Source organism: Candidatus Paceibacterota bacterium, from assembly GCA_035530615.1.
Lineage (GTDB): Bacteria > Actinomycetota > Actinomycetes > Nanopelagicales > Nanopelagicaceae > QYPT01.
The window spans coordinates 140,574-154,423 of sequence record DATKUL010000003.1 but is presented as its reverse complement, the minus strand read 5'-3'; the positions used below and the strand labels follow the sequence as shown (position 1 = coordinate 154,423).

13 protein-coding genes and 1 tRNA gene are annotated in these 13,850 nt (G+C 45.9%); 1 reads left to right on the top strand and 13 read right to left on the bottom strand.

Annotated features, from left to right (window positions below):
• Nucleotides 1-6 precede the first annotated feature (6 nt).
• The 5 genes from VMW30_09255 to VMW30_09235 all read right to left on the bottom strand — a co-directional run bounded on the left by VMW30_09255 (nt 7) and on the right by VMW30_09235 (nt 4,668).
• On the bottom strand, nt 7-756 hold the full coding sequence (locus tag VMW30_09255) for a class I SAM-dependent methyltransferase (protein HUW88538.1): 750 nt from the start codon (nt 754-756) through the stop codon (nt 7-9).
• 225 nt (nt 757-981) lie between these two features.
• Entirely contained in the window at nt 982-1,887 is a 906-nt protein-coding gene (locus VMW30_09250) for a PfkB family carbohydrate kinase (GenBank protein ID HUW88537.1), read from the bottom strand.
• Complete coding sequence (locus VMW30_09245) at nt 1,874-2,404, bottom strand: HAD family hydrolase (protein ID HUW88536.1); 531 nt, start codon at nt 2,402-2,404, stop codon at nt 1,874-1,876. Before VMW30_09245 ends, VMW30_09250 begins: the two co-directional genes overlap by 14 nt.
• Nucleotides 2,401-3,453: an SIS domain-containing protein gene (locus VMW30_09240; protein ID HUW88535.1), complete on the bottom strand. Its 1,053-nt coding sequence runs from the start codon at nt 3,451-3,453 to the stop codon at nt 2,401-2,403. Before VMW30_09240 ends, VMW30_09245 begins: the two co-directional genes overlap by 4 nt.
• A gap of 24 nt (nt 3,454-3,477) precedes the next feature.
• On the bottom strand, nt 3,478-4,668 hold the full coding sequence (locus tag VMW30_09235) for a glycosyltransferase family 9 protein (GenBank protein ID HUW88534.1): 1,191 nt from the start codon (nt 4,666-4,668) through the stop codon (nt 3,478-3,480).
• Between the two features lie 72 nt (nt 4,669-4,740).
• Here VMW30_09235 and VMW30_09230 point away from each other — a divergent pair, with 72 nt between their 5' ends.
• Nucleotides 4,741-5,442 carry a class I SAM-dependent methyltransferase gene (locus tag VMW30_09230; GenBank protein HUW88533.1) on the top strand — a complete coding sequence of 234 codons (702 nt, stop codon included), beginning with the start codon at nt 4,741-4,743 and terminating at the stop codon, nt 5,440-5,442.
• A 45-nt stretch (nt 5,443-5,487) separates the two neighbouring features.
• On the opposite strand, the gene VMW30_09225 is transcribed toward VMW30_09230, so the two are convergent.
• From VMW30_09225 to rfbG, 8 genes are all read right to left on the bottom strand, one after another.
• On the bottom strand, nt 5,488-6,444 hold the full coding sequence (locus VMW30_09225; protein HUW88532.1) for a hypothetical protein: 957 nt from the start codon (nt 6,442-6,444) through the stop codon (nt 5,488-5,490).
• Nucleotides 6,445-6,450: 6 nt separating this feature from the next.
• Nucleotides 6,451-7,857, bottom strand: a complete 1,407-nt coding sequence (locus VMW30_09220; GenBank protein ID HUW88531.1) for an MBOAT family O-acyltransferase — start codon at nt 7,855-7,857, stop codon at nt 6,451-6,453.
• Nucleotides 7,858-7,859: 2 nt separating this feature from the next.
• Complete coding sequence (locus VMW30_09215) at nt 7,860-8,315, bottom strand: FkbM family methyltransferase (protein ID HUW88530.1); 456 nt, start codon at nt 8,313-8,315, stop codon at nt 7,860-7,862.
• Nucleotides 8,316-8,690: 375 nt separating this feature from the next.
• Nucleotides 8,691-9,392, bottom strand: a complete 702-nt coding sequence (locus VMW30_09210) for an FkbM family methyltransferase (GenBank protein HUW88529.1) — start codon at nt 9,390-9,392, stop codon at nt 8,691-8,693.
• A gap of 306 nt (nt 9,393-9,698) precedes the next feature.
• Nucleotides 9,699-10,832 carry a glycosyltransferase family 39 protein gene (locus VMW30_09205; protein HUW88528.1) on the bottom strand — a complete coding sequence of 378 codons (1,134 nt, stop codon included), beginning with the start codon at nt 10,830-10,832 and terminating at the stop codon, nt 9,699-9,701.
• 141 nt (nt 10,833-10,973) lie between these two features.
• Complete coding sequence (locus VMW30_09200; protein HUW88527.1) at nt 10,974-12,398, bottom strand: DUF234 domain-containing protein; 1,425 nt, start codon at nt 12,396-12,398, stop codon at nt 10,974-10,976.
• Nucleotides 12,399-12,635: 237 nt separating this feature from the next.
• Nucleotides 12,636-12,710 (bottom strand) — tRNA-Thr (locus VMW30_09195).
• 29 nt (nt 12,711-12,739) lie between these two features.
• A complete protein-coding gene (rfbG, locus tag VMW30_09190; protein HUW88526.1) occupies nt 12,740-13,825 on the bottom strand; it encodes a CDP-glucose 4,6-dehydratase in 1,086 nt (361 codons plus the stop codon).
• Nucleotides 13,826-13,850: the final 25 nt, after the last annotated feature.

Here is a 13,850-nt window from a genome sequence, read left to right as displayed (position 1 = left end):
GCAGTCTCACAATTGATTCTCCAAAGTAGCGGATAGAAAGTAACGAGTGCCGTAATTCGGCAACATTCGAGCCAGCACTAAGTCGATCTGCTTCGAGGTATAAAGTATCAAGTTTCGAAGCGTAAAACTGCGTTTTAAGTCTTGAAAGGTCGGCGCTGGCCAATCGACCTCAAATGTCTTCATGTAGGTTAATTGAAAGCCACTCGTTTCCAACAATTTTTTCATTGAAATAGATGAGGCCAAAGAAACGTGATAGGGAGGATATGAGGTTAGTTTTCCTCTTGTCGTCCAAGCGAAAAAACGCACAATTAGATGCGTAAGTGTCATGGCACCTTGAAGAGGGCCTTGAGCAAGAAGTATCCCCTTCGGGGACATTTTCATTCGCAAGAATTTCAGTTCTACAATCGGATCTACGAGATGCTCAAGAACATCTCCGAGAAATACAATATCAAAACTCCGGTTTCCAGCTTGAATTTCTTCTCGTGAAAGCAATTTGACACCAGTATTTAGTTCGGCCAATTCCCGCACATCGGCGCTTAGTTCCATGCCTGAAGGAGTGAGACCATTTTCTTGAGCAAATTTAAAGGAGATCGGATCTGCACCACACCCATAGTCAAGAAATGACTCGCCAAGCCCCCTAGTGCGCTCTTTCAGATAAGCCTCAAGATCTGAAAACTTTGTGGGAGGTGACTCCTCCGAAGGAAGTTGCTCGTTTTCACCTTGATCGACGTAATCGGAAGAGTAAAGTTCGAACAATTGTGCATCGGTAAGTGTAGGAAAAAGCGAGAAACCACGGCACCCTTGACAGAATATGAAGCGGTATTCTTTATCTCTAAAAAGTATGGTCCTCTGGCTCAGGCTTAACTTGACTCTCTGAGAACCACAGAAGTAGCAGTGCATCACGTCATTTGCCATTGGCACCCGCCCGCCTGTCCATCATGGAAATAGAAGGATTAGATAGAAGATATTCGTGAAATAAGTCTAGATCTTCGGTAATGACGTTCTGCTTTGCGCAACAGTCAAACCTCCCACCTGATTCAGCGTGTCCAAATAATCGACAAGTTCTTTTCCAGAGCCCACAATCAAGGAAACTATCGCGGCAACCGAATCTCCTGCACCGGTAACATCCACTGCATGAATTTCATCAGTCGGTGTCGCCACAACGCTCTGTCCCGCTGAAAAGCAAGTAATTCCATTCTTTCCCTGGGTAACAATTACAAATTCAGTCCCCTGAGAGAAGAGCCAAGCCAATGCCTCTGCTTCGTCCCGGTGGGTATGAACAAACTCTTGCCACTCTTTTGCGTTCGGCTTTATTACGTCGCATCCTGCGAAGAACGCCACCCTCCCCAACCCTGGATCCGAAACTACCGGCTTCTTTCTGACTTTTGCCAACGACAAAAGGCTCGTAATAAGCGTTTCGGTTAATAGTCCCTTGGCGTAGTCGGATAGCAGCAATACGTCACAATTATCAATCCGGCCACTCACCTCCTTAATGATCTCGGCTTCCATCTCGTGATTCAAAGAATTCACATCCTCCGAGTCCTTTCGAAAAATGGGTACGCCATCAATATAAACTCGTTCTTTGACTGTCGTCCGACGGGAAGAATCAATCATTAAATCCATCTGCCCAGCATCCAAACCCTTCAATGAACTCATCTCATCTCCGACCGAGTCAAGACCACGTACTCCGATCAAGAAATGGTCCGCTTTAGACAAGTTATTCAAATGTCTGAGAGCGTTTCCCGCCCCACCTAATTCTGCGAAATATTCCTGCTCTTCAACTATTGGAATTGGAGCTTCCGGAGAAATCCTTGTCTTCTTCATGTAAATCCACCGGTCCAACATCACGTCGCCGACAACTAAAACTCGTGCGTTATTCCAATTCATTTAACACCCCATCGAAATAGGCAACGATCTGGATCGCTTGAAATTCAAATGGCCCCTCACTCCCTGGAAGAACTGTCTCAATATTTACATCCCAATAAGGAATGCCAAATGCTGCGGCAGCTCCCTTATCCGATTCAGAGTTGCCGATCATTGCCGAGAGACTCCTGTCAATCACTACAGTCTCGGCCACTTGTTCAAGTAAGCCCGGTTTGGGTTTTCTGCAAGCACAATTCTCTTCTGGACCGTGAAAACAGTAGTGAACCGTATCGAATTCAATACCATTCTCGAGGAAAATGGCGTTAACGCGTTGTTCAACTTGCTCAAAATCCGCTCGCGAAAACTTCCCTCGTGCCAAGCCTGACTGGTTGCTCACTAGGTGTAACTGATAATTGTTCTTCCTGAAAAGTTGCAGACCTTGGACAACTCCCGGGAGAACTCGAACATCCTCGGGGGAAGATATATAACCAGCATCTTCGATGAGAGTTCCGTCGCGATCAAGAAAAATACTTACGCTCATGAATTACCGTTCGTCATAATCCTGTCCACTATGCGCGTCGTGCTCACACCCTGTACTTCATCAGTGTAGGAAACCGTGCATCCTATTTCGGTCAAAAAAGACTTTTCCGGATAATCTCTTTCCCGATACTCAGGGCCTTTTATAACTTTTCCAGGACGCAGATGTTTTAAAACTGTTAGCGGATCATCCTCCGCGAAGATAACGACCAAATCCACGAATGGGAATTGCAAAAGCGTCCGTGCTCGGTTTTCTTCTGACACGTAGGGCCTAGAGGCCCCCTTTATGCGTCTGACTGATTCGTCCGAATTTATTCCTACCACTAAATACTTTCCCATTTTCGAAGCTTGGTTAAGTAACCGAAGGTGGCCTTCGTGAAGGAGATCGAAACAACCGTTCACCCAAACTATTGCCTCATGGGGTGGAAGTTGAATTTCAGAGAGATGACTCTCATGAACAAATCTAGGCACGACTCTTTCCAACTCGTTTTCAGATAACCCCATTTTTGATTCAATCAGCTCACAGACAATATGGATCAATATGAGGTGGGCCTCTTGAATGATTGCGGTTTCCTGGCCACCAACTTCAATAACAATATCGCTGGCGCCTGGAGCGATTTGGCCTTTGTCGCCAGAAATAAGCACCGTAATGCCCCCGTGCTTCTTCGCCTCTGCCAATCCCGCTAGTACATTCGGTGAGGTTCCAGAAGTAGTAAAGCCAATAACAACATCGCCAGCTTCAACTAAAGATTCAACCTGGCGCGAAAAAACATGATCGAATCCGAAATCATTCGATATCGCTGTCATCGCACTTGTGTCGGTACAGAGTGAAATCGCCGGAAGCGATCTTCGATTACCTTTAAAACGACCAATCAACTCTGTCGTGAAATGTTGAGCCTGAGAGGCACTTCCCCCATTCCCAAAGGCATAGACGCGATGTCCCAAAATGAAGGCTTGCGAGATTTCCTCAGCGAGTGAACGTATCAGGCCGATTTGAAAATCGCTTATAGAGAGAAATTCACGATATCGCGCTCTAATTGATTGTTCAATCACAAGGGCATTATGCCCTATCTCCCCTTAACTTTGGATTAAAAGCGTTCTGCACGCTTCAAAAACCTCATTCGGCTCGATAGCGGTGATGCAATGGGGGGAATCTGCCTGGCATGATCCCACGCAAGGTGAGAGCAAAAATTGAGGTTGTAATTCAATGTATCTCGTTTGCCAAGGATGATAGCGATTTGGGGAGTGCAAGTGCCAAGGATTCCCGTCGAGCGGATGTGCACTTACAACAACGCAAGGTAATTTAAGCGTGGCAGCTATGTGTACTAGGCCTGAGTCATTACTGATCAACAAATCAGCGCCCAACATCAACTCAGTAATCTCACCCAAACTCGTCTTGCCGATTAAATTCGTCAAGTTTTTTGAAGCAACAAACACATCAGCAAGTTCCTGTGAATCAAATGATGGGGGACCAAGAATGGTTAGTTCTATCTCGGGATATTCGGAGATCATGAGTCCGACAAGAGCCGACACTTTCTCAATTGGCCAGTTTCTTCTAGCCTGACCAGCACCAAGACTTACTAGAACTCGCTTGGCTACTCCCCGATCTTCTCGAATGACCTGGTTTATCCGATTCTCGGGTATCGTCCAATTTTCAATTTCGTTACTTGACACCTTTAAGCCAAACATCTTCAGAATCGAGAGCATCCGCTCTACTTGATGCGAATGATCAACAAACATTTCAGGGTTCCGCCGCGCAGTCTCAGCGAGCGAATTCCGTCCTTCATTTACGTGCTTGAATATGAAGTTCTCGGTGAAATGACTAGCATCTTCGACGAGTAACCAATCCGGGCCGATCAACAAGTCTATTTGTCCTTTCCCGTGGCGGAGCAACGCGATGTATGTACTAAACATTTTTCTGCCATAGCTCGTTGCTTTCCCATGACCTTCCCCGGATTTCGGCGGTTGGTGCCCCCTTATCCAGATCCACCGATCCACATAGGGACAGAATTCGACAAGCCCAGAGTTCTCTTTCTGAGCAACAACAAACAATTTGGAATTTGGGAAATTTTTCCTTGTCTCGCGGATAACTGAAGAAAACAGAACAAAGTCACCCAGATTTTCCCAATTGGCGAGAACGACAATGCGCGGATCGGAACCTTCAGAGACTATGCCTCTGCCAAGATGCGGGACAGAAGCCAGAAGCAATCGCTTCAGCCACGTTCTCACCTTTATCAACGACAAACCTCCCGCTAACGACTCACTCAAATCCCTTACGAAAACCATTTGGATTCGACCAAAATAGAATGCGGCAATTCCAAAGGACTTTTCCTTCAAGGAATGATACCGTTTCTCGAAATTGGTGCTTTGCGTATTCTTGGAGGACTCGTCGTGGATGAAGCGTCAAAAACATTATCCCTCTACTCCACTTTGTTGATGCCTTTCCTTCAAGGAAAGATCCTAGATATCGGAGCTGGTATTGATCCAATCACGAAAGATGCAGTAATTTTCGATAAAGAGCAGGGTGACGCACAAGTGTTGGACCAGTACTTTCCTTCGGGGAGTTTTGACACCGTTTTCTCCTCACATTGCCTGGAACATATGGTGAATCCGGGGGATGCCATCAAATCTTGGTTTTCTCTTGTAAAACCTGGGGGCTTCCTAATTACGATCGTTCCTGATGAAGATCTTTACGAACAGGGTCATTTCCCGTCAATATTCAACTCAGACCACAAGGCCACTTTCACTCTTTCAAAGTCACATTCTTGGTCGCCCGTGTCATACAACTGCCTAGACCTAGCGAATAAGTTAAATGGGAAACTCGTCTATTCCGCTCTCCAGTCTGATAACTACGATTTGAGAAGGAGAACGTTTGGCAAGCTTGGAGTCCTTAGATTTCGAATCTTCCGAGTACTTATGAGACTCCCGTTATTCTCACGAGTTACCTTGAAATTAAGACTCCGGCCAATTGATCAAACGAGCGGCGGTATTAACGTCCTCGCACAAAACTGTTTTATAGTCCAAAAATCATTAGAAAATTAAGGAGCTAACTCATCCGCGATATTCTAGAAATACTGGCGCTACCAACTAGATAATATTTCGAATTTTGTCTCCTACAAATCTACTCAACTTCTTCGCACCAACCTCATTTAAATGCACACCATCACTAAAATGTGCGAGATTAGTCGTAGCATCGTTGCCCTGTATAAATCCAACTCCAAGGTCTTTCGCCATCGCTGGTATAAGGGCTCGATAAGTTGGATCGTAACTGTTCGTTGGGACCGTCGCCAGAATAAGTTTTGCCCCAATTTTTTGACACTCTGCTTTCATGATTCTCAAATGCCTCAGCGTGGCGCTCGGAAACTGAGAAGGAATCTCCAGAGATTCAGTTGCTGGCAACTGCCACCGACCCGTGGCGTATGAATTTAGGGTGCGCGCAAAACTCGAATCCCCATTAAATTTCATGGTATCCACATTTCGATAGACAACGCCTTCTCTTAGGCTCCGGAATCGAATGGAACGGTAAAGGGTATTCAAGATGAAAGGATCTCGAACATTATTCCGATACCGATAGAGATAGAAATTTCGATTGAGAAAACTCTTTACCCCAGTCCCCTGGTGTGCACTTGCCGCTACATCGTAGGTTTCTGCCGAAACATCCACGTCGGACTCGCGGGAGATGTTTGGAGCCATCATTATTAACAAGTACTTGGGTTTGGAGTAACGCAAGATATCTTTGAACTGCTTCATAATCGTATAAGTCGTTGAACTATTGAGTGACGCATTGAAACTATGAAATCCTCCACCCACCGCAGCATCAAGGACGTCTGGGTCCACTCCTTCCTTTCCGGTGGAATCGCCCATGATTACCATGTCTATAGGTCCGAGCGCACTAGGTCTTTCTTGAATCTTAATTAACTTGGCCTGTTGTTGAATCTGCCAAACAGTCTGCGGCGGGCCGATTATTGGACTTGCAAGACGCATGAGTATCTCAAGCAGCAGTACCGCCGAGACCATCCCTGAGATGAGTTTCAATATTTTCATATGTCCTCAGAATTGAAAGTAGACGAAGGGGACGATTTCGCTAGCTCGGAAACTCAAAGCAATGGCGAACAATGCTCCAATTACGAGCCCACTTGAATAAGTGTTTAACACATAGCGGGCTGATCGGTAATGTCTAACAATAAAATCTAGGCTGAATGAAATCATGATCAGTATCAAGAGTTGAAGAAAATCAATTCGGTCGAAGGTTCCACCGGCCTTCCCTGCGATTCTCGTGATCATCTCAGTGGCCGTATGAAACGAATCCGCGCGGAAAAAGACCCAAATTAGCGAGACAATAATGAAAGTTACTCCAGCTTTTACGGGCCTTGTAAGCGAGAGAAGCCTTGCGGGTGTTCTCAACGGATTGAAATGAACCATTAACTTGTGGAGTACGAGCAGTAATCCATGAATTAAGCCCCAGATAAGAAATGTGACCGCTGCGCCATGCCATAGACCAGCCACAGTCATTACTATTAGTAGATTCAAGAGGCTTCTTTGAAACTTCACTCTATTGCCACCAAGGGGAATATAGAGATATTTCCTAAACCAGCTGGATAAAGAGATATGCCATTGTCGCCAAAATTCGGTTATGTTCTTTGAAAGATAAGGTTCTTGGAAGTTGCGAATGAGTTCTATTCCTAAAAGTCTCGAGATTCCACGCGCCATGTCACTGTAGCCTGCAAAGTCTCCATAAATTTGAAGGGAGAAAGCGAAAATACCAATTAACAGCGTCTTCCAATCAAAGAGTGTGTTATTCTCATAAATCCTATTTACAAGTGGCGCAGCATAATCGCCAATCACTGTTTTCCTAAAGAATCCCAGCGCGATCAGTAAAAGAGCAGAATTGATGGTGCTTGAGGTTAGTCGCGTTGCTCGTACTCGAAGTTGAGGCAACATTACTTTCGCGGACATGATTGGGCCGGCGATCATGTAGGGGAAGTATGAAAGAAATATTCCAAACTCGACAAGGGATGTGGTTGGTTCCAATTCTCGTCTATACACGTCAACTGCATACGAAATGGCTTTAAATGTGAAAAAGGATATTCCCAAAGGAAGAATTATATGAATAGTAGTGAAACTCGGCGTAAATCCAAAAGCACGAACAAGCGAATCAAAAGAATTAGCAAAGAAATTCAAATACTTAAAGGTGCCTAGCACAACTAAATTGAGGGAGACCACTGCAATAAGTATCTGTTTCCTTTTTCTCCCAGACTCTTCCCCCATTAGACGAGTTAGGTGAAAATTTGCAAAAGTAACCAAAATTATTAAAGCCAGAAATCGCCAGTCCCAGTAGGCATAGAAGAAATAGGAGGCCACGAGAAGACCGGGTGTCCTCATCCTCACTGGAAGTTGCCAGTAGAGAAGAAGTACTACGGCGAAGAAGAGAAGGAAGGCGAGGGTATTGAAAAGCATCCCTATTTGCTTTCCGTGGGTTGGACCAAGGCACCCAAGGCAAAAATGGATGTTAAAGGCGTCAATGCAGCTAACTGATAGCCACGCGATGAGAGGAATTGGTAAATGTCACCTTGCATCAAATCCTCAATGTTTCCGGTTCCAAAAGTTTCGATACAGACGATATCTGGTATAAAAGCTGTCCAATCATTTGACGTGAGGACAGAAAGATCCTGACCCTCCACATCAATACTCAAAACTAGGATCACGCTATTTCGTTTTTCATCAGTATCCAAGCCTAGAAAAGTCCAATTGGAACGGAATATGTCAGCAAGTGTGGCGACTGGTAGGTGCCTCGACTCCAAATTTTGCCTCGACTGCAAATTTCCGACAGCCCAATCGGCCGATATTGAACTTACATGGGGATCGTCCGCATTCACGTAAAAATCCGCATACTCACTTTCAGTTGAATCTGACACTATGGAGTTAACAAATCTATCTCGCGGGCGAAATAGTGAATAGAGTCTCTTAACTTCAGTTCGCGCATCAACATTGACCCCGAAGTGACCTTTTCTATACAAGAGAAAGGTATTATTATCAAAAATCGGATGGACGCACCCAACATCTACGAATCGAATACTCTTCTTCGAATTCGAAACGATATAGGCGATCAAGGTATCTTCACCGCTGAAGGAGTATGTAACCTTCGGCCTATTCTCCAGTCGATACCGAAGCTGCCGATAACGCGAGACAAGGTGCGGAAAGAGTCTTCTAACGACTTTTTTCAACTACAACCCCAATCTCAACGCAATACTTCGAAATGATCACGTCGAAATTAATTAGGAGTATTCCAATTAGTTAAGACTCTGACCTTTATTCTGCCAAATAACTCCCATCTTTCCCACTTCATCGGGTTGAATAAATAGATAGTTAGCCCCGGAACCCGCCGGTAAAACGTCTAAATGGGGTAACTTATCCAAAATTTCCAATTTCCTCAGGCTCTGACGCTCGTCAATCCAATACGCAATGTAATTGAGTCGTTCCATAAACTGAAAAAGTTCCCTGTAACTCGATCCAGAAGCACCAAGTAAAATTGGATTCACCTCACAAATTACAGTGGGCCTGTGTTGGGTGAGGGTCTCTATGGCACCGGAAAGTACTCCCGCCTCACCACCCTCAACATCTATGAGGATTAATGCCGTTCCCAATTCCTCGGGTCTTCCTTCCAAAAAGTGATCCAGACTCTCTACAGAGACTTCTTCGAGAACAGTGGGATCTTCGCCGATTTGAGTCGTCGGATACAGAGTACACATTCCGTCATTCGAGGCGGGATAACTAAAGAGATCAGCGTTGCCCTCTGTCTCTCCTATCGCCTCTCGATGCAGTTCACATTGGTTCTGGTTTGCCAACACATTTCCTTTCAAAATCCCAAAAGTCATAGTGTTGGGTTCGAATGCCACTATGCGTGCCCTCTTGTTTCCTTGGCCTACAAGTAGCGGATACCATCCTCGATTAGCTCCGATGCATACAAATGTGTCCAGGTGTAATGAATTCATCTGAATTAATCGTGTTGTATATTTTTCGCAACTAGTGAGGTATGTCCAGAGCGACTCGCGTGAATCAATCTCCCAAAGGAATCCCAATGGATGACGTATTGATCCACACTTCAAAGGAATAATTCTAAAAAGATAGCTAAGCATGCGCGTTGAGCCGGGAAAGTTTGCCCGAAAATATAGTCTTGCGATTATCGGATAAAGAAGTCGCATTATGCCCATAGCATGCGCATTTGCTCTAATTGCGCTCCCCTTCTGGTATTCCCGAGTAACAGGAAATGTTTCACATTCGCGCCGATACGCATTCCATCAATGTGAGCCACGACTAAACACTCTCTTCTGAAGCCACACGAAAGCGTAAACCTGTCCCATAAGTAGTAGTGGCATAACAACAAGTCGATGACGATCATCCCCTACAGTCAAAATATCTGTTACCCAAGCTAATAACGGAACCAAAAGCACAATGCTTCCAATCAAATTACTTGATCTAATAAGCAGGAATGATCCAAGGAGCCACACGAGAATTGAGATAAGTGCGAAAACAGTTGCAATGGCAATCACGAAGGTTGAGGAATGTGTGAACTTCTTTATCTCATGATAAAAGGTGAAGTTGTGCATCCATGTCCCTCTTTTTGCATCCCCAGAATAGGGAGACCAGAAATACATGGCATTGAAGAAACCATTCCTCAATATCTCTCCAAAACTCTCATGACGAACGTCTTTTACCCAAATGTTCCCCGCATTACTCAACGTCCAAACGTCGTGTGCCACTTTACTCCGGATCAGGAATAGCATCACGGGAGCCAGGAATGGACCAAAAAAGACGATACTCCTTTTCAATCCTATTTTCCCAAATAGAAGTACCTGCACCACAAGAATCCATGGAATTGCCCGGGGATGAATAACAGCGACGAATCCAGCCAACAATCCAGCGTAAGCAAATTGGAAGTAACTTTGGGAATCTTTCTGCGCCTTTAACATTAGATACAAATACAGATAGAAAACAAACATTAAAAGTGGCTCATACATTGCTTCACCACTCATAGGTGTAAACGCCGGACTAAAGAGGAAAACAAGGCCGATAATTAAGGCAATTTCCTTTGTGAAATAAACCTGACAGATCTTATAAACTATGTAGACCGTAAGTATTGAAAAAAGTATCTGCACAATTTGGGCAAGCATCACCCAATTCGATCCTCCGATTTCTACCAGAGGCCAAAGCGCAGTGGGATAGCCCAGAGGGTATAGAGGGGCAGCTTCAATATGGCTAGACCAAAATCCGTATTTAGCAAGTTCAAGGGGAGCCTTCATGTAATCCGGAGCATCTGGGCCACTGGCAAAGAGATTCCTACTCAAGGCATATCCAAGCCGTACTACAAAGAAGAGGACGAGCGCACCTAGAAACGTGCCCTCATTGAGGAGAACCTTTTTCAGTGATTTCATGGGCTTACCTTATAAGCATGCCTGTGGATTCTGGTCTTGTTAACGTTCAACGGGTACTTCGGTAGGCCAAGTCATGAGTAATACAGTGCGTTCAGAGTCGACGCGTAATGAGAACCATTGAATTCCCGGTAACTATTCGACTTACCTCCACGCCTTGAGCAAATCCTCTGGCGAGAGCTCTCGCACATCAGGGGTGGGTGTCACATTGAAGCCTGCTCGAGAGACGATCACAAGTGGTGTGTCTGGCGTGGCCCCAGGTAGCTCTGCCCGGTGCGCAATCAATTGATTAAGTTCTGCCGTACCGAATGGTGTTTTTTCGAGCCACTTGATTGACCCAACTTCTAAAATGGCACTGGCAACGCGACCTCGATCAGCAACAATAAGATCAATCTCGGGTTGATTTGTCCTTGTCCAATAGGCACCCACAACCGCACTCACATCTGGTTGTCTAGGATTTGGAATGCGTTCGATAGATTCCCGAATAATTGGCTCAATAGTTCGCCCGCGCCACGATGTCCATGAAGTGCGGATTTTTTCAAGAACGCGATCTCCTCGCCCTCTCTCAATCTCCGCGAGATTTGGACCAAGGAAACTCAACCAAAAACGAATATATGGATCCGCAATTCGATATCGGGTTTCCTTTGAAATCCTGGTGGAGAGTGGGACTTCGGCAACGACAATCCTTTTATCGGTCAGGATTTTCAACGAGCGCGAAATGGAGGTTTGTTGCAAACCCCCCGATGCCTTTCCTATATTAGAAAATGTCCGCTCCCCAGAACCGATCGCCGTCAGCACATTTCGCGCCTGGGCATCCGGTGGGAACTCTGCAGCTATAGAACGCTCGCCACTGACAATCAAAGCTGAAGTTGAAGAACTCAGCGCGCTTTCGAGGTACTTCCAGATTGAGAGACCTTTTCGCCATTCATTACAAATAAGCGGGAGCCCACCCGTTATGAGGTAGGCATCAAAAGCATCCGCCGCGCTTAGCCCCAACATGTCGGCCACCTCAGCGGGGCTTAACGGAGGAATTACCATTTCGGTTGCTCTTTGATGGAAAGGCCGGCCGTACTCGTTAAGAGCCTCCATCATCGCCAGATCAGACCCTATTCCAATGAATAGAACTTTGTGACGAGAGAGATAGCGATCAAAGATCTTTTGCAGTGTCCCCTCGAATGCTTGATCAGATTCCATAAGGTAAGGCAATTCATCTATCACAATGACGCTTGGTACATCACTCGGCAAAGCATTTGCCAGCAGACGTAGGGCCGCATCCCAAGACTCGAAGTTAACGCCGTCAAAAACTGCTTTATCTGGGAGACTCGATTCAAGTACAGCCTGCGCAAAAAGCTGCAACTCCTCCTGAGTCGTTTGCTTGGATGCAGTAAAAAAGACGTTAGGAACCCCCGCTCGATCGAGGAATTCCTCTACCAAGCGTGACTTGCCAACTCGGCGGCGTCCTCGCATAAGTAAGGCTTGGCCAGGCTTGTTGTCATCATTAGTTGAAATTTGTTCAAGAATCTTATTTAGTACTGCGATTTGGACGCCTCTCCCGATGAAACCAGACACGACCCACCACCTCTTCCGTTGCCGATAGTTCAGAATAGTATCACTAATGATAGTATCATTGATGCACTAATTGTTACGGAACGCTCGCATAGGGCGCTGCTCCATCACACTGAGCTCAATTAACATGAATGAATTGTCAAGCATCAGGCGAACATACCTGTCAAGCATCAGCCGAATACCTGTCAAGCATCAGCCGAATACGTTATGTCAAGCATCAACCGGAGTAATACAAATAAATGGAGCCGCCTCGGGGATTCGAACCCCGGACCTACGCATTACGAGTGCGTTGCTCTACCCCTGAGCTAAGGCGGCTAATGGTGCGTGCAAAAAGTACCGTGTGGCTAAGAAATACCCAAACTATGAGCATTTTCAAGCAATAGATCAATATCTGCCTCGCATGCCGTCCTCGGATCAACTGATTCATTTAAGACTTTGTCCCACCATTTGATGGTCGCAGATACAGATTCGCTCTGATCCCATGCGCAACTCCAATTGAGAGTTGTCCTTGCTTTCCGCGAATCGAGTTGGAGTGCAATCGCTTCCAAACCTTCTTCTTGGATTCCTGTTGCAAACTCAATAGAAGTTGGGTGAGGCCAACCCATTCGGCTGATATTTACTACTTCACTCACCGAGAGACTTTTGGAATCTGGCCCGAAATTCATTGAGACAATCTGCTCTCCAGCGAGTACTGCTTCAAGAACCATGACATAACCAAGCAGTGGATCCAATACATGCTGCCACGGCCGCGTGCTTTTCGGATTCCGCACAATGACTTTGGAATTGGTCGAAAAACCTCGAATGAGGTCTGGAATTATTCGATCTTCCGCCCAATCGCCACCACCGATGACGTTGCCCGAACGCGCTGCCACAACCTTAGGGCCACCAGATACTTTAGAAATCTGTTGCCACGCAACTACCGCCGACTCAGTTCCGACCTTGCTCGCACTGTATGGATCTTTCCCCGCGAGCGCATCTGACTCAACAAACTTGGCTCCGGAGTTGTCGTTTCTGTAGACCTTGTCGGTCGTTACTACAACAATTCCCTCGACAAATTTGGTGGCGAAAGCCGCATCAAGAATGTTTACCGTCCCCATCACATTCGTTTCAAAAGTCTCACGCGGAATTCTGTACGACTCAAGAACCAAAGGTTGGGCCGCCATGTGAATGATCGCCGCTGGCTTGAATGTCCCCATGAATCCTTGGACCGCCTCGAAATCGCGGATATCGAAAAAATCCTCCGGAATTGCTCCCTTTCGCTGCATCCGTTCATAGAGCGATAGTGGCTCGGCCGGAAGTGAGAGCCCGATGACTGGCACACCTAATCTCTCCAGAAGCAGAGTGAGCCAAGTACCCTTAAATCCGGTATGCCCCGTGACCAAAACTGGTCCCGATAATTCGCGCAGACGCTTGCCTAAGGTTAAATCCATGGTCAAACAGTAGTCTTCTCTTATT

Coding starts and splice junctions, on each gene's coding strand:
- VMW30_09250 (HUW88537.1), bottom strand. CDS start 1,887: ATGAATTGGAATAACGCACGAGTTTTAGTTGTCGGCGACGTGATGTTG.
- VMW30_09245 (HUW88536.1), bottom strand. CDS start 2,404: ATGAGCGTAAGTATTTTTCTTGATCGCGACGGAACTCTCATCGAAGAT.
- VMW30_09230 (HUW88533.1), top strand. CDS start 4,741: ATGATACCGTTTCTCGAAATTGGTGCTTTGCGTATTCTTGGAGGACTC.
- VMW30_09225 (HUW88532.1), bottom strand. CDS start 6,444: ATGAAAATATTGAAACTCATCTCAGGGATGGTCTCGGCGGTACTGCTG.
- VMW30_09220 (HUW88531.1), bottom strand. CDS start 7,857: ATGCTTTTCAATACCCTCGCCTTCCTTCTCTTCTTCGCCGTAGTACTT.
- VMW30_09210 (HUW88529.1), bottom strand. CDS start 9,392: ATGAATTCATTACACCTGGACACATTTGTATGCATCGGAGCTAATCGA.
- VMW30_09205 (HUW88528.1), bottom strand. CDS start 10,832: ATGAAATCACTGAAAAAGGTTCTCCTCAATGAGGGCACGTTTCTAGGT.
- rfbG (HUW88526.1), bottom strand. CDS start 13,825: ATGGATTTAACCTTAGGCAAGCGTCTGCGCGAATTATCGGGACCAGTT.